Origin of the sequence: Pseudarthrobacter oxydans (genome assembly GCF_034258515.1) — a bacterium.
Lineage (GTDB): Bacteria > Actinomycetota > Actinomycetes > Actinomycetales > Micrococcaceae > Arthrobacter.
On record NZ_CP139438.1, the window covers coordinates 1,896,263 to 1,917,267 of the forward strand.

Below are 21,005 nucleotides of genomic sequence, written 5' to 3' on the forward strand. Positions count from 1 at the left end.
ACTAACTCGAACAGGACGGGACTGATGGCTGAAGCACCCTCAGGAAACGCTGACAACAACGCCGCAGAAGCATTCCTGCAGGGCGGCTCTCTCAAGCACGCCCCGGGACCCTACTTCGGAAGCTACGGCGGACGCTGGATGCCTGAATCCCTGATCGCCGCCCTGGACGAACTCGAGGAGACGTTCAACAAGGCCAAGGACGACCCCGAATTCCGGGCGCAGATCGCGGACCTCAACAAGAACTATTCCGGCCGGCCGTCGCTGCTGACCGAAGCAAAGCGCTTTTCCCAGCATGCCGGCGGCGTCCGGGTCTTCCTCAAGCGCGAGGACCTGAACCACACCGGTTCGCACAAGATCAACAACGTGCTGGGCCAGGCGCTGCTCGCCAAGCGCATGGGCAAGACCCGCGTCATCGCCGAGACCGGCGCCGGCCAGCACGGCGTGGCCAGCGCAACCGCTGCCGCCCTGATGGGCCTTGAGTGCGTTGTCTACATGGGCGCAGAGGACTGCCGCCGCCAGGCCCTCAACGTGGCCCGCATGGAGCTCCTGGGCGCGACCGTGATCCCTGTGACCAGCGGATCGCAGACCCTCAAGGACGCCATCAACGACGCCCTGCGCGACTGGGTGGCCAACGTGGACAACACCCACTACCTCCTGGGCACCGCCGCCGGCGCGCACCCGTTCCCGGCCATGGTCCGCTACTTCCATGAGGTCATCGGCGAAGAAGCCCGCGCCCAGATCCTTGAACAGGCCGGACGGCTGCCCGACGCCGTCTGCGCCTGCATCGGCGGCGGCTCCAACGCCATCGGCATTTTCCACGGCTTCCTGGACGATCCGTCCGTCAGGATCTACGGCTTCGAAGCCGGCGGCGACGGCGTGGACACCGGACGGCACGCGGCCACCATCACGCTGGGCAAGCCCGGCGTCCTCCACGGTGCGCGCTCCTACCTCATGCAGGACGACGACGGCCAGACCATCGAGTCCCACTCGATCTCCGCCGGCCTCGACTACCCCGGCGTAGGCCCGGAGCACTCCTACCTCGCCGACATCGGCCGGGTGAGCTACGAGCCCATCACGGACAGCGAGGCCATGGATTCCTTCCGGCTGCTGTGCCGCACGGAGGGCATTATTCCCGCCATTGAGTCCTCGCACGCCCTGGCCGGTGCCATCAAGGTAGGGCAGCGGCTGGCTGCCGAAGCCGCCGAGGCCGGCGGTTCCGCGGAGGACAAAATCATCATCGTGAACCTTTCCGGGCGCGGCGACAAGGACGTGGCCACCGCAGCCGAATGGTTCGACCTGTTGGACAAGGATTCCGCCGAGTCGGAAATCGGCAAAGAGGGGGAGCAGCTGTGAGCACCGCACAGACCACCAGCAAGTCAGCCGCGGCCATTGACAAGGCCCGTGCTGAAGGCCGCGCCGCGCTGATCGGCTACCTGCCCGCCGGCTACCCCAGCGTGGAGGAGACCATCGCCGCAGGCATTGCCCTGGCTGAGAATGGTGCCGACCTGATCGAGATCGGTATTCCCTACTCCGACCCCGTCATGGACGGCCAGGTCATCCAGGCCGCCACCACCGAGGCACTTGCCAAGGGCTTCTCCGTGCGCCAGGTCTTTGATGTGGTTGCCGGCATCACCAGCAAGACGGACGCCGCCGTCCTGGTGATGACCTACTGGAATCCCGTGGTCCGGATGGGCGTGGACGAGTTCTCCCGCCGCCTGTCCGAAGCCGGGGGAGCAGGGCTCATCACCCCTGACCTCATCCCCGATGAGGCAGCGGAGTGGATGGAAGCATCGGATAAATACGGGCTGGACCGGGTGTTCCTCGTGGCGCCGTCGTCCACGGCCGAGCGCATGCAGCGCACCGTGGACGCGAGCCGCGGCTTCGTCTACGCAGTGTCCATCATGGGGGTCACCGGCGCCCGGACGTCCGTCAGCACCGCAGCCAAGGACGTGGTGGCGGCGGCACACGCCGCAGGCGCCGAACGCGTGTGCGTCGGACTGGGCGTCTCCACTGCGGACCAGGTCCGCGAGATCGCCGCCTACGCCGAAGGCGTCATTGTGGGCACCGCCCTGGTGGCCGCAATCCGCGACGGCGGGGTGGACGCAGTAGCCGCCCTCACCAAGGACCTCAGCACCGGACTGAGCCGCACCGGACTGACCAGGGAAGAAGCCTAGGCCATGCAGACCCTCCTCCAGGCAGCAGCAATGGTGCCGGCCAGCATTCCGAGCCCGGACTGGTCCGGCTTCGACATTCCCCTGCCGTGGGGAACGCTGCGCATCCACGCCTACGCCCTGTGCATCCTGGCAGGCATTGTGGCGGGCCTGTGGCTCACCTCCATCCGCTGGGCCAAGCGCGGAGCACCTGAAGGAAGCGTCTGGGACATCGTGGTCTGGGCCATTCCCTTCGGCATCATCGGCGGCCGCCTGTACCATGTGGTCTCGTCGCCGGACGCCTACTTCGGCCCCGGTTTTGACGGCACAGGCGACCTTTCCCTGATCCCGCAGATCCAGCGCGGCGGCCTCGGCATCTGGGGTGCCGTGGTCCTCGGCGTCGTGGGCGCGTGGATCGGTTGCCGCCGCAGCGGCGTCAAGCTCAGCGCCTTCCTGGACGCGGCGGCGCCCGGACTGCTGCTGGCCCAGGCCGTGGGCCGCTGGGGCAACTACTTCAACCAGGAACTCTTCGGCGGGCCCACCACCCTGCCGTGGGGCCTGCAGATTGACGCAGACAACCCGAACTTTCCGGCCGGAACCCCGGCGGACACCCTGTTCCACCCCACGTTCCTGTACGAATCACTGTGGAACGTGGCCGGCGTCGTCATCCTGCTCGCTCTGGACCGGAAGTTCAACTTCCGCCGCAGCCGGCTGTTCTGGCTTTATGCCATGTACTACACCCTGGGCCGGGTCTGGATCGAGGCGATGCGCATCGACGACGCCGAGCAGATCTCCCTGTTCGGCATCACCACCCGCCTGAACGTGTGGACCAGCATTTTCGTGTTCCTGGCCGCGCTCGTGGCGTTCATCCTGCTGGGCATGAAGAAGCGGACAGAGCCGGACAGCCCCTATCTTCCGGGCCGGGAGCCCGCCAGGGACGATGATCGGACGGCGGCCGTGGAGGGCGGCGACGAGGTCCGGGATCCGGACCCTGTTGTCTCAGATAGTGAATCGCGTGATAATCTCCCTGATAACCAAAGCGGTTCCCGGCATGCTTCCGTCCCAACGGAAGAGGCCGCGGCTGCGCCGGCGGGCCCCACGCCCGGACCGGACGCAACAGTTGCCGGAAAGTCCGGCAGCACAGCCACAGGAAGCGCGCCGGAAGCCGGCACTACCAAGTAGCGCGCGGGCCAGGCAGGGCAGCAGAGCCACCGCTCGAAGCGCCCAATCACCACAGCGTCGTGGCAGCGGGGCCGCCCCGGACAGCATGGAAATGCTGTCAGGTGTTGCCCGGGGCAGGGGCCTGCGTAACTGTTAGTTCAGCAGGCCATGCTGACCTACAATTTCCAGTAAATAACACTTTGTTGTGCCCATGTGAGCGGCGCCCGACGAGTGGGGCCAACGGTGTCCCTTCCATACGCACGATCAGGAGGAAGGACGTCTCCCATGACCCAAACTCTTCACACTCCCAGCTGGTCTGAACCAGATCAGCCTGAGACTGCCATGTCGCCGTTCAAGCGCTTCGCGGCCCTTCCGGAGGCACGCGGGCTCTACAACCCGGAGCAGGAGAAGGACGCCTGCGGTCTTGCGATCATCGCCACCCTCCGCGGAGAGCCCGGCTATGACATCGTGGACGCCGCCCTCACCGCCCTGCGCAACCTTGAGCACCGCGGTGCGGTGGGTGCGGACGAGGGCACCGGTGACGGCGCCGGCCTCCTCATGCAGATCCCGGACGAATTCTTCCGTGCAGTTACGGACTTCGAACTTCCCGCCCCCGGCCAGTACGTGGCCGGCACCGCTTTCCTTCCCGCCGAACAGCGCGAGGCCGACGCCGCCAAGGCCGGGATCGAGGGCCTCGCGGCTGACGAGGGCCTGAAGGTCCTCGGCTGGCGCGAAGTGCCTATCGTCGCCGACCTGGTGGGTGCCATGGCACGCGCCTGCATGCCCTACTTCTCCCAGCCGTTCCTGGCCTCCGCCACCGGCGAGGAGCTTGACCGCAACGAACTGGACTCCCGCGCGTGGCGGATCCGCAAACGGGCCCAGAACAAGTTCGGCGTGTACTTCCCGTCGCTGTCCTCGCGCACCATTGTCTACAAGGGCATGCTCACCACTGCACAGCTTGAGCCGTTCTACCCGGACCTTTCGGACAAGCGCTTCAAGACCAAGCTGGCGATCGTCCACTCGCGCTTCTCCACCAACACGTTCCCCTCCTGGCCCCTGGCCCAGCCGTTCCGCACCATCGCCCACAACGGTGAAATCAACACCGTCAAGGGCAACCGGAACTGGATGCGCGCCCGCCAGTCCCAGCTCGCCAACCCGCTGCTGGGCGATACGCCGGAAGAGCTGTACCCGATCTGCACCCCGGGTGCCTCGGACTCCGCGTCCTTCGACGAGGTGGCCGAGCTGCTGTGGCTCTCCGGCCGCCCCATCACGCACTCCATCATGATGATGATCCCCGAGGCCTGGGAAAACCACGCCACCATGGATCCGGCCCGCCGCGCGTTCTACGAGTACCACTCCCTCCTGATGGAACCGTGGGACGGCCCGGCGGCCGTCTCCTTCACCGACGGCAACCTCGTGGGCGCCACCCTGGACCGCAACGGCCTGCGCCCTGGCCGCTTCTGGATCACCGAGGACGGCCTGATCGTCTTCGCGTCCGAAGTGGGCGTCATCGACGTCGAACCCTCCAAGGTGGTCAAGAAGGGCCGCGTCTCCCCGGGCAAGATGTTCCTGGTGGACACCGACGCCGGCCGCATCATCGACGACGAAGAGGTCAAGGCCGAAGTCGCCGCCGCCAACCCGTGGGCGGAGTGGGTCAAGGATAACCTGATCGACCTCAACGATCTTCCCGAGCGCGAGCACGTGGTCCACACCGCCGCGTCGGTGAACATTCGCCAGCGCACCTTCGGCTACACCACCGAGGAACTGAAGATTCTGCTCGGCCCGATGGCCCGCACCGGCGCAGAGCCGCTGGGCGCCATGGGCTCGGACACCCCGGTGGCCGTGCTGTCCAAGCGCCCGCGCCTGCTTTTCGACTACTTCGTGCAGTCCTTCGCGCAGGTGACCAACCCGCCGCTGGATGCCATCCGCGAAGAACTTGTCACATCGCTGACCTGTGCCATCGGCCCCAACGGCAACCTCCTGGATACCAAGCAGGTGCGCCAGCCGCAGGTCCAGCTTCCGTTCCCGGTCATCAACAACGACCAGCTTGCCAAGATCGCCAACATCGAGAACGCCGACGGCGACAAGGTGGCCATGAAGGTCCGCGGGCTCTACCGCCCGGAGGGCGGCGAGAACGCGCTCCGTGCCCGGCTCACCGAGATCTGCGAGCAGGTCTCCGGCGCCATCAACCGCGGAGTCCAGTACGTGGTGCTGTCCGACCGCGACTCCAACGCGCAGTGGGCGCCCATCCCGTCGCTGCTGCTTGTCAGCGCCGTGCACCACCACCTGCTCCGCAGCGCCAACCGCACCAAGACCGCACTGGTGGTCGAGGCCGGCGACGTCCGCGAGACGCACCATGTGGCTGTCCTGATCGGTTACGGCGCTTCCGCGGTCAACCCGTACCTGGCCATGGAATCCGTGGAGCAGCTCATCGCTGCCGGCGACGTCACCGGTGTCACCCCGCAGGACGGCGTCTATAACCTGATCAAGGGCCTCGGCAAGGGCGTCCTGAAGATCATGTCCAAGATGGGCATCTCCACGGTGGCCTCCTACACCGGCGCCCAGACATTCGAAGCGCTTGGCCTGGGCCAGGACCTCGTGGACGAATTCTTCGCCGGCACCCACTCGCAGCTGGGCGGCGTGGGCCTGGACGTCATCGCCGCGGAAGTTTCGGCCCGCCACCAGATGGCCTACCCCGAGGGCGGCATCGAGCAGCCCCACCGCCCGCTGCTGGGCGGCGGCGAATACCAGTGGCGCCGCGACGGCGAGCCCCACCTGTTCAACCCGGAGACCGTCTTCCGGCTGCAGCACGCAACCCGTGAGCGCCGCTACGACATCTTCAAGGCCTACACTCGCGGCGTGGACGACCAGTCGCAGAACCTGATGACCCTCCGCGGCCTCCTCAAGTTCAAGAACGAGCGCCCCGCTGTTCCGCTTGAGGAAGTTGAGCCGGTGTCCAGCATCGTCAAACGGTTCTCCACGGGTGCCATGAGCTACGGCTCCATCTCCCAGGAGGCCCACGAAACGCTGGCCATCGCCATGAACCAGCTGGGCGGCAAGTCCAACACCGGCGAAGGCGGCGAGGACGTGGACCGCCTGCTTGACCCGAAGCGCCGTTCCGCGGTCAAGCAGATCGCGTCCGGCCGTTTCGGCGTGACCAGCCTGTACCTGACCAACGCCGACGATATCCAGATCAAGATGGCCCAGGGCGCCAAGCCCGGCGAGGGCGGCCAGCTGATGGCGCAGAAGGTCTACCCGTGGGTGGCCCGCACCCGCCACTCGACCCCCGGCGTCGGGCTCATTTCCCCGCCCCCGCACCACGACATCTACTCGATCGAGGACCTCGCGCAGCTGATTTATGACGCTAAGCGCGCCAACCCCTCGGCCCGGGTGCACGTCAAGCTCGTCTCCGAGGTGGGCATCGGCACAGTTGCCGCCGGTGTCACCAAGGCGAAGGCCGACGTCGTCCTGGTCTCCGGCCACGACGGCGGAACCGGCGCCTCGCCGCTGAACTCGCTCAAGCATGCCGGTGTCCCGTGGGAGCTCGGCCTGGCCGAGACCCAGCAGACCCTGATGCTCAACGGCCTGCGCGACCGCGTGGTGGTGCAGGTGGACGGCCAGCTCAAGACCGGACGCGACGTTGTGATCGCCGCGCTGCTGGGCGGCGAGGAGTTCGGCTTCGCCACCGCCCCGCTGGTGGTTGAAGGCTGCATCATGATGCGCGTCTGCCACCTGGACACCTGCCCGGTGGGCGTCGCGACGCAGAATCCTGAGCTGCGCGCCCGCTTCACCGGCAAGCCGGAGTTCGTGGTCAACTTCTTCGAGTTCCTGGCCGAGGAAGTCCGCGAGATCCTGGCGGAGCTGGGCTTCCGCAGCCTGGAGGAGGCAATCGGCCACGCCGAGGTGCTGGACGCCCGGGACGCCGTCAACCACTGGAAGGCCGACGGCCTGGACCTGGACCCCATCCTGCACGGGCTGGAGTTCGACGACGACGCTCCGCTGCGGAACCTGACCGGCCAGAACCACGAGCTGGACAAGCACTTCGACCAGCGCCTGATCACCATGGCCACGGAGGCGCTGACCGACCGCAGCCCGGTGAAGATCGCCGTCGACGTCATCAACACCGACCGCTCGGTGGGCACCATGCTGGGCCACGTCGTGACCAAGACGTTCGGCACGGATGTCCTGGCGACGGACACGATCGACATCACCCTTAGCGGCACCGCCGGCCAGTCGCTGGGCGCCTTCCTGCCCGCAGGCATCACGCTGCGGCTGTACGGCGACTCGAACGACTATGTGGGCAAGGGCCTCTCCGGCGGCCGCATCATCGTCCGCCCGGACCGGACCAACGTGTTCAAGGCGGAGACGAATGTCATCGCGGGCAACGTGATTGGCTACGGCGCCACCAGCGGCGAGATGTTCCTCCGCGGCCAGGTGGGCGAACGCTTCCTGGTCCGCAACTCGGGTGCCACCGCCGTCGTCGAAGGCATCGGTGACCACGGCTGCGAGTACATGACCGGCGGCCAGACGCTGATCATCGGCCGCACGGGCCGGAACTTCGGCGCCGGCATGTCCGGCGGAACCGCCTACGTCCTGGACCTGGACACCGCCCGGGTCAACAAGGAAGCCCTGCAGTCCGGCGAACTCCAGCTCCGCGAGCTGGATGCCGAGGACCGCGACATTGTGCACGGCCTGCTGGTCAAGCACGTTGAAGAAACTGATTCCCAGCTGGCTGCGCGCCTCCTCGAGAATTTCGATGACACCGCAGCCCGCATTACCAAGGTGCTGCCGCGCGACTACGCGGCCGTGCTGCAAACCCGTCTCGACGCCATCGAAGAGGGCCTGGACCCCGACGGCGAAGAAGTATGGTCTCGAATCCTGGAGGTGACCGGTGGCTGATCCACGCGGATTTCTGAAAGTACGCCAGCGGGAAACCCAGCCGCGCCGTCCCGTTTCCGTCCGCATCATGGACTGGAAGGAAGTGTACGAGGCGCAGGAAAAGGGCACGCTGAAGGCGCAGGCCGGCCGCTGCATGGACTGCGGCGTCCCGTTCTGCCACCAGGGCTGCCCGCTGGGCAACCTGATTCCCGAGTGGAACGACCTCATGTGGCGGGACAAGGGCGAGGAAGCGATCGAGCGCCTGCACGCCACGAACAACTTCCCGGAATTCACCGGCCGCCTGTGCCCCGCTCCGTGCGAGGCGTCCTGCGTCCTGGGGATCAACCAGCCTGCCGTCACCATCAAGCAGGTGGAAGTCTCCATCATCGACGAGGCCTGGGACAACGGCTGGGTGGAGCCGCTGCCTCCCGCCCGGTTGACCGGCAAGACGGTGGCCGTCGTTGGCTCCGGACCCGCCGGCCTGGCGGTGGCCCAGCAGCTGACTCGCGTGGGCCACACCGTCGCGGTGTACGAACGCGACGACAAGATCGGCGGCCTGCTGCGCTACGGGATCCCCGACTTCAAGATGGAGAAGGAGCAGGTGGACCGCCGCGTCGAGCAGATGAAGGCGGAAGGCACCCGCTTCCGGACCGGCGTCGCCGTGGGCACCGACGTGACGTGGGAGCAGCTGCGCCGGCGCTATGACGCCGTCGTGGTCTGCACGGGCGCCACCGTGCCGCGCGACCTGCCCATCCCGGGCCGGGACCTTGACGGCGTGCACTTCGCCATGGACTACCTGGTCCCGGCAAACCGCGCCGTCGCGGGGGAGCACATCGAAAACCAGATCCACGCCCAGGGCAAGCATGTTGTGATCCTCGGCGGCGGTGACACCGGGGCGGACTGCCTGGGCACCGCGCACCGCCACGGTGCGGCATCGGTGACCACCCTCGCCATCGGCAAGCAGCCGCCGGCCGAGCGTGCCAGCCACCAGCCGTGGCCCACGTTCCCCAACCTCTTCGAGGTAGCCAGCGCCCACGAGGAAGGCGGTGAGCGCACGTACCTTGCCTCCACCGTCGAGTTCGTGGGCGAGAACGGCAAGCTGACCGGCGTCAAGGTTGCCGAGACTGAATTCGTGGACGGCAAGCGCCTGCCCAAGGCCGGCACCGAGCGGATCATCCCCGCGGACCTGGTGTTCCTGTCGCTGGGATTCACCGGCGCCGAGCCCGCCGGGATCACCGAACAGGTCAAGGCTGAGTTCGACGGCCGCGGCAATGTGTCCCGCGACGGCTACTACATGACCAACACCGAGGGCGTCTTCGTGGCCGGCGACGCGGGCCGCGGACAGTCCCTCATTGTGTGGGCCATCGCCGAAGGCCGCGCCGCGGCTGCAGCAGTGGACAAGTTCCTGATGGGGAGCACCATCCTTCCCGCCCCCGTGGCCCCCACGGACCGCGCCATCGCCGTGCTCTAGGCATGCATCGGGGGTTCACCTCCACGACAACTAACCAATGCAAGAGACCAATAGGGTAGGTATATGAGACGCGCAAAAATTGTGGCTACGTTCGGCCCGGCAATCGCCAGCTACGAGAACACCCTCGCGGTGCTGGAAGCCGGCGTTGACGTCGCCCGCATGAACATGAGCCACGGCGACTACTCCGTGCATGACAACACTTATGAGAACGTCCGGAAGGCAGCTGCAGACCTCGGCAAGGCCGTGGCCATCATGGCTGACCTGCAGGGTCCCAAGATCCGCCTGGGCCGTTTCGTTGACGGACCGCACTTGCTGGCTGTTGGAGACACCTTCACGATCACCACCGAGGACGTTCCCGGCACCAAGGAAATCTGCTCCACCACGCTGAAGAGCCTCACCGAGGACGTCAACGTGGGCGATGCCCTGCTGATCGACGACGGCAAGGTGGCACTGCGTGCCATCGCCGTCGACGACGTCAAGGTGGTCGCCGAGGTGACCGTTGGCGGCATGGTGTCCAACAACAAGGGCATCAACCTTCCCGGCGTGGCCGTCAACGTGCCCGCGCTGAGCGAAAAGGACGAGGACGACCTGCGCTGGGCCATGCGCCGCGGCGTTGACCTGGTGGCCCTGTCCTTCGTCCGCGATGCGTCCGACATCACCCGCGTGCACGAGATCATGGACGAGGAAGGCCGCCGCGTGCCGGTCATCGCCAAGATCGAAAAGCCGCAGGCAGTGGAGCAGCTGCCCGAGATCATCGACGCGTTCGACGCCATCATGGTGGCCCGTGGCGACCTCGGTGTGGAGCTTCCGCTGGAGGAAGTGCCGATCGTGCAGAAGCGTGCCATTGAGCTGGCCCGCCGCTGGGCCAAGCCGGTCATCGTGGCCACCCAGGTCCTCGAATCCATGATCGACAACCCGCGCCCCACCCGCGCCGAGGCCTCCGACTGCGCCAACGCAGTGCTGGACGGTGCCGACGCGGTCATGCTCTCCGGTGAGACTAGCGTGGGCAAGTACCCGATCGAAACCGTCAAGGTCATGGCCCGGATCATCGAGTCCACCGAGGTCCACGGCCTGGAGCGCGTCCCCCCGCTGGGCACCAAGCCCAAGACCCGCGGCGGCGCCATCACCCGTGCCGCCGTCGAAATCGCCGACCAGCTGGACGCCAAGTACATCTGTGCGTTCACCCAGTCCGGTGACTCCGCACGCCGGCTCTCCCGCCTGCGCCCCATCAAGCCGGTCTTCGCCTTCACCCCGGTGGAGCAGGTCTGGAACCAGCTTGCGCTGACCTGGGGCATCCAGCCGGTGCTGGTCCAGATGGTGGACCACACCGACGAGATGACCGCGCAGGTGGACCGCAGCCTGCTGGAGATGGACCTCGTTGAGGACGGTGACCTGGTGGTCATCGCCGCCGGTTCGCCTCCCGGAAAAGCCGGCTCCACGAACTCGCTGAAGGTGCACAAGGTGGGCGACCTCGCCGACTCCACCCGCGTTGGCGAAGCAGTCAGCAACAGGGAAAAGCTCGGCCCCTGGCCGGAAAAGAAGAAGAAGGCCTAGGCTTTCGGACCCCGAAAAGGACCCCTGCCGGTTGGCAGGGGTCCTTTTCGGTTTGCTCTGTGCTTTGCGGCTGGACCTGCCGGCCTTGCGGCAGGCCCAGCCGGCGGCAGTCAGTTGACCTGGTTGATGATGGTCTCGGCGACTTCGCGCATGCTCAGGCGGCGGTCCATGGACGTCTTCTGGATCCACCGGAAGGCTTCCGGCTCCGTGAGGCCCATCTTGGTGGTGAGCAGGCTCTTGGCGCGCTCCACAAGCTTGCGGGTGGCGAACTGCTCCTGGAGGTCCGAGACCTCGCTTTCGAGGGCCTTGATCTCCTCGTGGCGGGAGAGGGCGATCTCCAGCGCGGGGATGAGGTCCGCGGGGGTGAATGGCTTCACGACGTATGCCATGGCGCCGGCGTCGCGGGCACGCTCCACGAGTTCCTTCTGGCTGAATGCGGTCAGCAGCACGACGGGGGCAATGCGGGCCTTGACGATCTTCTCGGCTGCCGAGATGCCGTCCATGACGGGCATCTTGACGTCCATCAGGACCAGGTCCGGCTTCAGTTCCTCGGCGAGCTGGACAGCCTTCTCGCCGTTGTCTGCCTCGCCCACAACGTCATAGCCTTCGCCGCGCAGGATTTCGATGATGTCGAGGCGGATGAGGGTTTCATCCTCCGCCACAATGACGCGGCGCGCCGGCTGGGACGTGGGTTTTGACTCCGTCTGTTCAGTCACGGGATCTCCTTGGAAAGGTACGGCGGGGACATCACTATCTTAGGTGCGCCCGGTCCGGTACTTGATCTGCATGGTCGGTTGCGGCGTCAGCGGCGCGATTCTGGAATTCAGCCTATCTGGATGTAGAGTAATTCCGCGTACGTGAAGCGATCGCGTTGCTCACAATCAGCTGTGGGCGTACCGGTTTGCGTCATGTATTCCGCGCCCGAGTGGCGGAATTGGCAGACGCGCCGCACTCAAAATGCGGTATCGAAAGGTGTGTGGGTTCGAGTCCCACCTCGGGCACGGCATATCCCCTCGTCAGAGGGGTTTTTGCTTTAACGTGTTGACATGGCTTGTGGGGGCGTCCCTCTGACGCCAGGTTTGCGGGCTGTGGCCTGGCTGCCGCTGAGCCTATTTAGGTGTGTGGGTGGCGGGTTCAAGACCCTGGCTGGTGGGCCCTCCGCCTGCTGTGGCTGCGGTTATGCGGTACCTCGTCCTGGTTGTCTCGGGTTGGCCGGGGGTGGCCGACACCTATTCATGGTTCACGGTTACGGGCACGACATGACCTTGCCGAACTGACGAGGAAATTCTCGGAAAGCTTCTTCCGGCGGTCAGCGAGGGGCCGCGTTTACCCCTATTTGTCCTGCCAAATTGGATGTGGACAGTGTCCACACTTAAGTCTGCTTTTTCGTGCTATAGGGCGGTCGCCCAATTATGCGCTTCGTGCCTAGTTTGGAGTGGGGGCGTTGTTCGCCTTGTTGATGTGCTCGAAACTCGCGCGCGCGGTTGAGATAAGGACCTCTGGGCCTGGGATGTGTCGGGCAGCGTCGTCCGGCTGTGTTTGGTTTAGGGAGCCTTAGGAGCGGGAGAGGGTCGCAGCGTGAGTGTGGAGCTGATGCGTTCGGTGCTGGTGAACCAGGAGAGTAGTTGAGGGTCGATGGCGCCGATGACGGTTCGCATGTTGGTGAGTTGTGCACGAACATTGCTGTTGATGATGGGTTCCAGGTGGGCCACCCGGTTCCTTAGCTGGTAGACACCCTCTACTGCACGCTCCAGTTCGCGTGGTGCTCGACGCAGGTGGGGAAATGCTTTATGAACTGCTTCGTCCCACAGGCGTTGTTTGCCAGCGTCATGGCGGCCGGGAAGGATGAAGCGCCAGGTGCCAAGTGACATTGCTGCGAGGATGTCTTCGTGGAGCGGTTCTCGTTGGCCATGAGGTCTGCGCGTGGTTGATTTGAGCGCGCGGCGCCGGGCATCGGGGATGTCACGGCCGGCGACGCGGAGGAGCAGGGCGCTGGGCTCGATGAGCCAGTCGGATGAATGCAAGCGGCCGGTGTCAGGATTTGTCTGTGAGGCGTTCCAGCGGCAGAGCTGCTCGTCCATGGCGTTCCGCAGGACGACTTCGAAGACGTGCAGGGCCTCGTACACGGCACCGGAAAGGTCGATGTTCCACCTGTAGAGTCGGATGGCCTCGTGCAGGGTTGGTGTTTCGCGGATGTAGGGTGCAAGGCGCTCGGGGCTGATCCTGTGTTGGAGGACCAGTTCGATGGGTTTTTGGTGCGCTGCGGGCATAGGACTAAACTGTAGAGGAAGACAGGGGCAGGTTCCCTGTTATGGATTACTGAGGGTCCCGCGGCCAGGTGCTGCGGGGCCCTCAGCCGTTATGGGCGAACGCAAGCATCTCGCGGAATAGATCAACCCTGCGAGTCATCCGGAAGGATCGGATCACTCGGCCGAGCCCAGTTATCCGGGGACGATGTGTCACCCTACGACCCGGTTGGTGTCACTGGTCCGCTGTTGTCAGAACTCCCCTGTACGCTAACGGCGTGAGTACACTCAGTGCCGCCTACGCCGCCGAGCGCCTGATTAGGGACAGCCCGGCGTGGTCACTTTTGCGCGGACGCAATGCGGCGGCGGCCGTCGCGCTCCTTGGCAGCCATCTGGCTGGCGAAGAACGCCGACTCTCCGCGCCCGTCCTATTCGATCTCGTTGACGGCGACCTCCAGGACTTGCGGGACAACGGCTTTGACCTGCCGCAGACTGCGCAGGCGTACTGCACCGAATGGCGTACCGAGGGCATACTGATCCGCCGCGCGTCAGGGGAAGCCCGCGAGGAAACCTTCGAGCTGTCCCCAGGTGCGTTGGCAGCAATCCAGTTCGTGTCTCAGCTTGCCGAGCCCCGACAAACAGTCACGGAGTCCCGGCTATCGAACATCTTCGCAGCGCTGCGGCAGCTGGCGCAGGACACGGACCCCAACGTCACGTCACGGCTGGCGGCACTGCGGGTTGAGCAGGACCGTATCACCGCAGAAATCGAGCGCGTCCAAGCCGGGGATTTCGAAGTCCTCAGCCCGGATAGGGCGCTCGAACGGGCCAGAGAACTGCTCGCACTTGCGGACGAGATCCCCAGCGATTTCGCCAGAGTACGCGCTGAGCTGGAGTTGATCAACAGAGATCTGCGCGAGCGGCTCATCAGCCAGGAGGGTTCAAGGGGCACGGTTCTGGAGGACATATTTCGCGGCGTGGATCATCTCTCGGAGTCCGAGGCCGGCCGCAGTTTCAATGCTTTTTATTCCATGATCTTGGATGCCGAACAGAGCGCCGAGTTTGAGGAATCCGTTGGCAGCGTCTTGGAACGGGACTTCGCAGGGAAACTCACTGCGCGGCAAACCCGTTTCCTGCGCCGGATGCTGCCACAGCTGCAAGATCTCAGTGGTGAAATCCACGAAGTCATGACCAACTTGTCCCGAAGCCTGCGCCGATTTGTACAGAGCCAGGAATTCCAAGAGGACCGGCGAATCAACGAACTGCTTCGTGCCACTTTGAAAGAGGGCGTTGAGCTCAGCAGCCAAGTTCGCGTCTGGCAGTCGACGCGGCTTAGCCTCGATCTGACGTCGCTGCCGCTGGGATCCGTGTCTGCCTTCAACCTGCACAACCCGGCCGATTTGGAAACCGTGACACTCGTGCAGACCCAGCAGCCGGAGACCGTGGACCTCAGGGATCTGCGTGAGCTCGCACGGGCCTCGGAGATCGATATGAAGGAAATCATCGTCAACGTTAACGAGTCCTTGCGGCGTCGCGGCGCCGTCACCATCTCTGAGGTCCTGGCCGAGCATCCAGCCACGCAGGGCGTGGCCAGCGTGGTCGGTCTGCTGGTGTTGGCGGAAACCCACGCGAGGTCGCTTGCGGGCGACGAGCCAGTCAGCTGGTTCTCCTCCCAGGGCGTGGCCCGGCACGGGTTGGTGCCCAGGTTTATGTTCACGAAAGAGGTGTCATGACAACCTCCGCGAATGAACCCGAGCTGGATAGCAGCCCACTATGGGACTCGGATACCGGCAGGCTGCGGGCTGACTCGAGGCGCGCTTTGGTGCAGCTGTTGAGGGGACCATTCCTGTCGGCGGCCCGGCATGGTCATCTGTGGGCTGCCCTGTTGAACGATGAAACAGAAATCAGGTCGCGACTGGCCGACTCGTACCTGGAGCTGGTAATCGATGCCGAAAGCCAACTGGCGTTCGCCAAAAACGTCAGCGCACCGGATTCAGACGCGCCTAAAGTCATGCGAAGCCATCCGCTGACATTCATGGACACGGCCATGCTCCTCCATCTGAGGCAACAGCTGCTGCACAGCAACGGCAGCGAGCGGGTGATCGTCGGCAAAGACGAAGTTGCCGACCAAATGCAGGTATATAGGGGAGCGGATGACTCGGATCCAGCTGGTTTCGCCAAGCGAATCAACGGCTCGTGGACCAAAATGATCAGCCACGGCATTCTTGCCTCCACCACCACCGAAGACCGTTTTGAAATTTCCCCCGTTCTAAGACTGATCTTCGGTGCTGACGAGATCGCCGCGGTGCAGGCCGAGTACCGGCGACTCGCCGGTCGCTGACAATGCTGGCAAATACTGAGCACGCGCGCGACGCGTGGATGGAAGGAGGGGCACCATGACTGCTGAGGCGCTCCCGGGCCTTGAGTTCGACGACGATGCAACGGCTGTTCGTGCATCCGGTTTACCGCCAGCCGAATCAACTCACGCCGGCCAGTGGCGGCTGGACAGCCTGGAACTTGTCAACTGGGGTACGTTCCAGGGCCACCACAAGGTGGACCTTTCCCGCCAGGGCTTCCTGATCACGGGGCACTCCGGCTCCGGAAAATCATCAATGCTGGACGGGATCGCCGCTGTGCTTACTCCCAGAAAGTGGCTCAGATTCAATGCTGCCGCCCAGGATGCGTCGAGCCGCGGGGAAGATCGATCAATAGTTAGCTATATCCGTGGTGCCTGGCGGCGCCAGGCGGATGAGGTCACGGGGGAGGTAGCCAGCGACCACTTACGTCCTGGTGCCACTTGGAGCGGTATCCTCCTCCGTTACAAGAACGGATTGTCCCAGGAGCCTGTCGTGTTGGTGAAGCTCTACCACCTCAAGCGCGGTAGCAACTCCCCGGCCGAGGTCAGCGAACTGCACGTGGTGCTGCAGGAGGAAGCCTTACTGACCGACTTCCAGGAGTTCGCCCGCAACGGCCTGGAGACCCGGAAAATCAAGTCCAGTTGGCCAAAAGCCGCCGTGGTGACTGACCAGCATTCAGCCTTCTCCCGCAGGTTCCGCGGCCTACTGGGAATCTCCAGCGACAACGCTCTGCTTCTGCTTCACAAGACTCAGTCAGCGAAGAGCCTGGGCAACCTGGACGAACTGTTCCGTAATTTCATGCTGGATGAACCGGCCACCTTCAAACTCGCCAAAACCGCGGTCGACCAGTTCTCCGAGTTGGCTGAGGCCCATCGTTTGGTAGTTGAAGCGCGTCAACAGGTGGAACGCCTCGAACCCCTCGTTGCTCACTGCACGGAATACGAGGAGGGCAGAAAAACTATCGCCCGAGCCGCAGGGCTACGCCAAGCCTTGGAGCCCTTCAAAGACGAATGGAAGCTCAGGCTCGCCCGGCAGGAAACGGATGCCGCAGAGCTGAAGCTGAAAATCGCGGTGGGTGAGCTCGCAGCCGCCACGGCCGCAATCGAAGAAGCCGATAAGGCGCACGCGCTTGCCCGGGCGCAGGTGGATAGCAGCGGCGGCCAGGCTCTGGCCCAGCAGCGCGAGTGGCTAAATCTGGCCGAAGCCAAAGAGCAGGACGTACGGGACCGGCAGACCGAGTTAGCCCGGGATCTTGCTGCTGTTGGTATAGAGTTTCCCGCCACCCTTGAGGAGTTCGAGGAGTTGCGGTCCACGGCGCGGCGCGAGCGTGAGCAACTGGAAACGGCTCGAGCGGAGGGCAGCGACCTGCTGATGGGCCTGCAGGACAAACGTGCAGACCTGAACCGCCGGCGGGAGACGTTGACCGCTGATATCCGCACGCTCAGCAAGCAGTCCTCCAACATGGACAGCCGCTACCTGACCGCACGGCAAAAGATTTCATCCGCAACAGGATTGCCGGTTTCTGCACTTCCCTTCGTAGCGGAGCTGCTAGAGGTCAAAGTCGAGTATGCGGACTGGACTGGTGCCCTCGAGCGTGTTCTGCGTCCGTTGGCCACCATCATGTTGGTGCCGGCTGCGCATGAATCCGCCGTGTCGGAAGCCATGGATAGACACGACTTGGGAACTCGGCTCGTTGTTGAAGCTATCGGGCGGATGGAAGCACCGCGGACGGCACGGTCGGAGCGATCCCTGATCCACCGCGTGCATGTCCAGAAGGGCGCCATGGCTGAGTGGGTCCACAGTCAGCTGTCCCGGCTGTATGACTATGAATGCGTCGACGAACCTTCCGAGCTGAAACCCTTAGAGCGGGGAGTTACCAAGGCCGGGCAGGTGAAGCGATCGAGGACGCGGTACGAGAAAGATGACCGCCGGCGAATAGATGACCGCGAATTCTGGATCCTAGGCTTCGACAACCAGGCCAAGGTGGATCATCTCCTGGGCTTGCTGAACGCAGCCAACACGGACCTGGTCGCCGTCACGGCCAGGATCTCTAATGCCGAGCGCATGCGTGAAGCGGCAAGGCGGCGGGTTGACGCGCTCGAGGTTCTGTCCCGTCGCACTTGGGTGGACTTGGATGTTGCCGCCGCGGAGGACGCCCGGACGCATCAGCAGCAACGTCTTGACGCCCTGCGCGCTGCGAGCAGTGACCTCCGTCTGGCCGAGAAAGCTGAGAAAGATGCGGCTGCAGCCCTAGAGGCGGCAAAGGAGCGTGAGACAGCAAAACGGACCGCCGTTGCCGGTCATCAGAGCCATGTCGATGGACTTTCAGCACTCATCAACGAGCTCAAAGCGGAGAAACGCAGGCCCGTCAGCGGCGCTGACGCCGCTGCGCTGGAAGATCGCTTCCACTCAATCCGTCGCAGCATCACGCACTCGGTGATTGACGACGTCGCGCTCAAAGTCAGCGGCCAGCTCAGCACGGAGGAGAACTCGGCCCGAGGGGAAGCCCAGGCTGCGGAGCGACACATCGTGTCCATCCAGAACGCCTTTCTTACGTCATGGGCCGTCGCGGCCGGGGACCTGACTGCAGACATCGGAGACCGCAGCGGTTACCTTGCCATTCTGACTAAGCTTCGCGCGGACCGGCTGCCCGATTTCGAGGAGAAGTTCTTTGAGCTGCTCCAGAACCAGGCGCAGCGGAACATAGGCCAGCTGCATAACGAGATCCGGCGGGCGCCGGCCCAGATCCGGGAGAGAATCGACCCCGTCAACCGGTCCTTGCAGCGCTCCCCCTTTGACCAGGGCCGTTTCCTAAAAATTATGGTCAAGGACAATGCCTCCTCGGCCAAGGCGCAGTTTATGCAGGACCTTCAGACTATTTCCGCCGGTTCCTGGGCTGACGAGGACCGAACGGTGGCTGAGCGGAGGTTCGATGTCATGAACCGGGTGATGAAGCGGCTGTCCTCCAGCGAAGCTGGGGACCTGAGCTGGCAGAGACTATGCCTCGACACCCGTCTACATGTGCGCTTCACCGGAATCGAGCTCGACGAATCCGGAACCACGGTGAACATCCACGATTCCAGTGCGGGCCTTTCCGGCGGCCAGCGGCAGAAACTGGTGATCTTCTGCCTCGCCGCGGCCCTCCGTTATCAGCTAGCCGAGGACGAGGACGACACTCCGCGCTTCGGAACCGTGATACTGGATGAGGCCTTTGACAAGGCGGACAGTGCCTTCACCAAGATGGCCATGAACGTGTTTCTCGAGTTCGGCTTCCACATGATCCTGGCCACACCGCTGAAACTCCTCCAGACCCTGGAAGACTATGTGGGCGGCATTGCCCTCGTCGTGTGCCGGGACTTCAAGGAATCCCGCGTCGGCGTCGTCTCCATTAACGACGGCGAGTTGCTGACGGCTATAGATGAGGATCAGAGCTGATGGCCCGCGATGTGGCTTCAACTGAGTCCTCGAACAAATGGGTCTCCGTTGACGCGGCACGTTCGGCTGCGGCAGCCAAGTACGAGCGGAACTTTGGTGACTGGGCCGTCGGCGCCGCCAATGCCATTGTTGACGTGCCCTTGCATCCTCCCACGGAGGCGGCGGCTCTTGCTGACCAGGCCAAGGCGATTGCCTGGGTGAAATCCTGGCGCGAGGCCGGCATTAGCCGTGCCGGCCGCAGTGATTTTGTGGTGTGGGTGGAGCGCCGATGGGCAAGCCTGGGCACGCAGCAGGTTCCCGAACGACTGCGGCTTGAGGGTGCTCCGGCGGTTGCTGCATTTGCCCGCAAGGGCCAGCACTGGGCCAGGATCCGGCAGCGGGCCCAGGCACTCGTATCTTCTTTCGGTGTCGGCGAGGTACTGGCGGACTGTGTACGTCGGAATGCCGGGGCGGTCTCCGAGTTGGCCGAACAGGATTTCGATCGGTTGCTGCTGGTGCTGCAATGGCTTGAAAGGAATCCGGATTCCGGGCTGTATATCCGCCAGCTGCCTGTGCGTGGAGTGGATACAAAATGGGTATCCAAGCACCGTCGGCTGGTGGAACGACTTTTTTCGGCCATCACCGGCCGTGAATCATTTGGCCTCGCCAAGCCGCCCGTGCTGGTGCGAGTCAGATTTCTTGACCCGGCTTTGAGTCCGGACGGCCTGGTGGATGTCTCGGTCCCCGTGGCGGAACTTGCCGCAATGGAACTGTCGCCGCAGACGGTCTTTGTATTTGAGAATTTGGAGTCGGTGGTCGCCATGCCTCCGGTACCGGGTGCTGTAGTGATCCACGGCTCCGGCTACGCTGTGGACAGGCTGGGCCGGATCCCGTGGGTGCGCGAAGGCAGGGTTGTTTATTGGGGAGACCTTGATTCGCACGGCTTCGGAATTCTCAATCGTGTCAGGGCAACTTGCGGCGACGTTTCCACCGCGCTGATGGATCTCGCGACACTGGCTGATTTCGAGGATCTGTGGGTGAATGAACCCTCTCCCAATCCCGGTTCCTTGAACCACCTTCTGCCCGCTGACCTTGCCGTTCTCGATGAGCTACGGATGCAGGGCAACATACGGCTTGAGCAGGAAAGAATTAGTTGGGGTTACGCCCTGCAGAAGTTGCTGAAAGTGGCACGTCTCTAGGCTCCGGAGCTGACTCCAGCGCTGGAGGCAAACTCCGTGCGGAGCAGGGCTTCAGCCTTGCTCCTTGGAGGCACTGGCATCGTTGGATGGTGAATCCCTGAGCATGGAAACCGAAGGGAAAGTGCCGTTATCGGCGCCGGCGGCTCATGTTCAGTCGGCATAGATCGGTTTCTTGGTTCGAACGAACGCGAGAATTCAGAGCTGCCGCGTGCTTGCTTGGGGCGCCACTGCCATTCAGAGTTTACTTGGAAAATGCCAGATAGGGCTGTGGATAATGTCCACACTTTTCGTCTCGGACTGCCTTGTAAAGCATTCGAACTGCCCCGGATTCCGTATGTTCTCGCGGCTTCCCATTGTTTGCAAGGTCGGGAATGCAGTTCGAGTCCCACCTCGGGCACAGTGTTTTCGCAGGTCAGAGGCTATTTACCCTATTGAGGGTGTACAAAAACTTGCCATATTGGCAGTTTCAGGCGTATACGCAGCCCGACTCTATGTGATGGCAACGTGGCTATGGCCCTATCCAGGTCCGCTTCATAGCCCTGCAGGAACAATCTTATTTCCAGGTCCGTAAGATGCGT

At 64.0% G+C, this 21,005-nt stretch carries 12 protein-coding genes and 1 tRNA gene; 11 read left to right on the forward strand and 2 right to left on the reverse strand.

Annotated elements, in window-relative coordinates; translation table 11 throughout:
- Positions 1 to 24 precede the first annotated feature (24 nt).
- From trpB to pyk, 6 genes are all read left to right on the forward strand, one after another.
- On the forward strand, positions 25 to 1,353 hold the full coding sequence (trpB, locus tag SMD14_RS08620) for a tryptophan synthase subunit beta (protein ID WP_321215986.1): 1,329 nt from the start codon (positions 25 to 27) through the stop codon (positions 1,351 to 1,353).
- The gene (gene trpA / locus SMD14_RS08625) at positions 1,350 to 2,174 is read left to right on the forward strand and encodes a tryptophan synthase subunit alpha (RefSeq protein ID WP_321215987.1); all 825 of its coding nucleotides are present in this window, start codon (positions 1,350 to 1,352) and stop codon (positions 2,172 to 2,174) included. The genes trpB and trpA overlap by 4 nt, the downstream gene beginning before the upstream one ends.
- A gap of 3 nt (positions 2,175 to 2,177) precedes the next feature.
- On the forward strand, positions 2,178 to 3,332 hold the full coding sequence (gene lgt, locus SMD14_RS08630; RefSeq protein WP_321215988.1) for a prolipoprotein diacylglyceryl transferase: 1,155 nt from the start codon (positions 2,178 to 2,180) through the stop codon (positions 3,330 to 3,332).
- Between the two features lie 264 nt (positions 3,333 to 3,596).
- Entirely contained in the window at positions 3,597 to 8,210 is a 4,614-nt protein-coding gene (gene gltB / locus SMD14_RS08635) for a glutamate synthase large subunit (protein ID WP_321215989.1), read from the forward strand.
- Positions 8,203 to 9,660, forward strand: a complete 1,458-nt coding sequence (locus SMD14_RS08640) for a glutamate synthase subunit beta (protein WP_321215990.1) — start codon at positions 8,203 to 8,205, stop codon at positions 9,658 to 9,660. The genes gltB and SMD14_RS08640 overlap by 8 nt, the downstream gene beginning before the upstream one ends.
- A gap of 63 nt (positions 9,661 to 9,723) precedes the next feature.
- Entirely contained in the window at positions 9,724 to 11,214 is a 1,491-nt protein-coding gene (gene pyk / locus SMD14_RS08645; RefSeq protein ID WP_157238433.1) for a pyruvate kinase, read from the forward strand.
- 110 nt (positions 11,215 to 11,324) lie between these two features.
- On the opposite strand, the gene SMD14_RS08650 is transcribed toward pyk, so the two are convergent.
- The gene (locus tag SMD14_RS08650; RefSeq protein WP_009358190.1) at positions 11,325 to 11,930 is read right to left on the reverse strand and encodes an ANTAR domain-containing response regulator; all 606 of its coding nucleotides are present in this window, start codon (positions 11,928 to 11,930) and stop codon (positions 11,325 to 11,327) included.
- A 203-nt stretch (positions 11,931 to 12,133) separates the two neighbouring features.
- Here SMD14_RS08650 and SMD14_RS08655 point away from each other — a divergent pair.
- Positions 12,134 to 12,215 (forward strand) — tRNA-Leu (locus tag SMD14_RS08655).
- Between the two features lie 543 nt (positions 12,216 to 12,758).
- On the opposite strand, the gene SMD14_RS08660 is transcribed toward SMD14_RS08655, so the two are convergent.
- Positions 12,759 to 13,484, reverse strand: coding sequence for a hypothetical protein (locus SMD14_RS08660; RefSeq protein WP_321215991.1), 726 nt, complete (start codon positions 13,482 to 13,484; stop codon positions 12,759 to 12,761).
- Between the two features lie 254 nt (positions 13,485 to 13,738).
- On the opposite strand from SMD14_RS08660, the gene SMD14_RS08665 reads away from it, so the two are divergent.
- Genes SMD14_RS08665 through SMD14_RS08680 form a run of 4 tightly spaced genes read left to right on the forward strand, consistent with a single transcriptional unit; the run spans position 13,739 to position 20,427 of the window.
- Positions 13,739 to 15,190: a DUF3375 domain-containing protein gene (locus SMD14_RS08665; RefSeq protein ID WP_321215992.1), complete on the forward strand. Its 1,452-nt coding sequence runs from the start codon at positions 13,739 to 13,741 to the stop codon at positions 15,188 to 15,190.
- Entirely contained in the window at positions 15,187 to 15,798 is a 612-nt protein-coding gene (locus tag SMD14_RS08670) for a DUF4194 domain-containing protein (RefSeq protein ID WP_321215993.1), read from the forward strand. Before SMD14_RS08665 ends, SMD14_RS08670 begins: the two co-directional genes overlap by 4 nt.
- 55 nt (positions 15,799 to 15,853) lie before the next feature.
- A complete protein-coding gene (locus SMD14_RS08675) occupies positions 15,854 to 19,249 on the forward strand; it encodes an SbcC/MukB-like Walker B domain-containing protein (protein WP_321215994.1) in 3,396 nt (1,131 codons plus the stop codon).
- A complete protein-coding gene (locus tag SMD14_RS08680; RefSeq protein ID WP_321215995.1) occupies positions 19,249 to 20,427 on the forward strand; it encodes a Wadjet anti-phage system protein JetD domain-containing protein in 1,179 nt (392 codons plus the stop codon). The genes SMD14_RS08675 and SMD14_RS08680 overlap by 1 nt, the downstream gene beginning before the upstream one ends.
- Positions 20,428 to 21,005: the final 578 nt, after the last annotated feature.

Bases quoted from the DNA above. Each gene is read 5' to 3' on its own strand.
- trpB (WP_321215986.1), top strand. From the start codon at position 25: ATGGCTGAAGCACCCTCAGGAAACGCTGACAACAACGCCGCAGAAGCA.
- lgt (WP_321215988.1), top strand. From the start codon at position 2,178: ATGCAGACCCTCCTCCAGGCAGCAGCAATGGTGCCGGCCAGCATTCCG.
- gltB (WP_321215989.1), top strand. From the start codon at position 3,597: ATGACCCAAACTCTTCACACTCCCAGCTGGTCTGAACCAGATCAGCCT.
- pyk (WP_157238433.1), top strand. From the start codon at position 9,724: ATGAGACGCGCAAAAATTGTGGCTACGTTCGGCCCGGCAATCGCCAGC.
- SMD14_RS08660 (WP_321215991.1), bottom strand. From the start codon at position 13,484: ATGCCCGCAGCGCACCAAAAACCCATCGAACTGGTCCTCCAACACAGG.
- SMD14_RS08670 (WP_321215993.1), top strand. From the start codon at position 15,187: ATGACAACCTCCGCGAATGAACCCGAGCTGGATAGCAGCCCACTATGG.
- SMD14_RS08675 (WP_321215994.1), top strand. From the start codon at position 15,854: ATGACTGCTGAGGCGCTCCCGGGCCTTGAGTTCGACGACGATGCAACG.
- SMD14_RS08680 (WP_321215995.1), top strand. From the start codon at position 19,249: ATGGCCCGCGATGTGGCTTCAACTGAGTCCTCGAACAAATGGGTCTCC.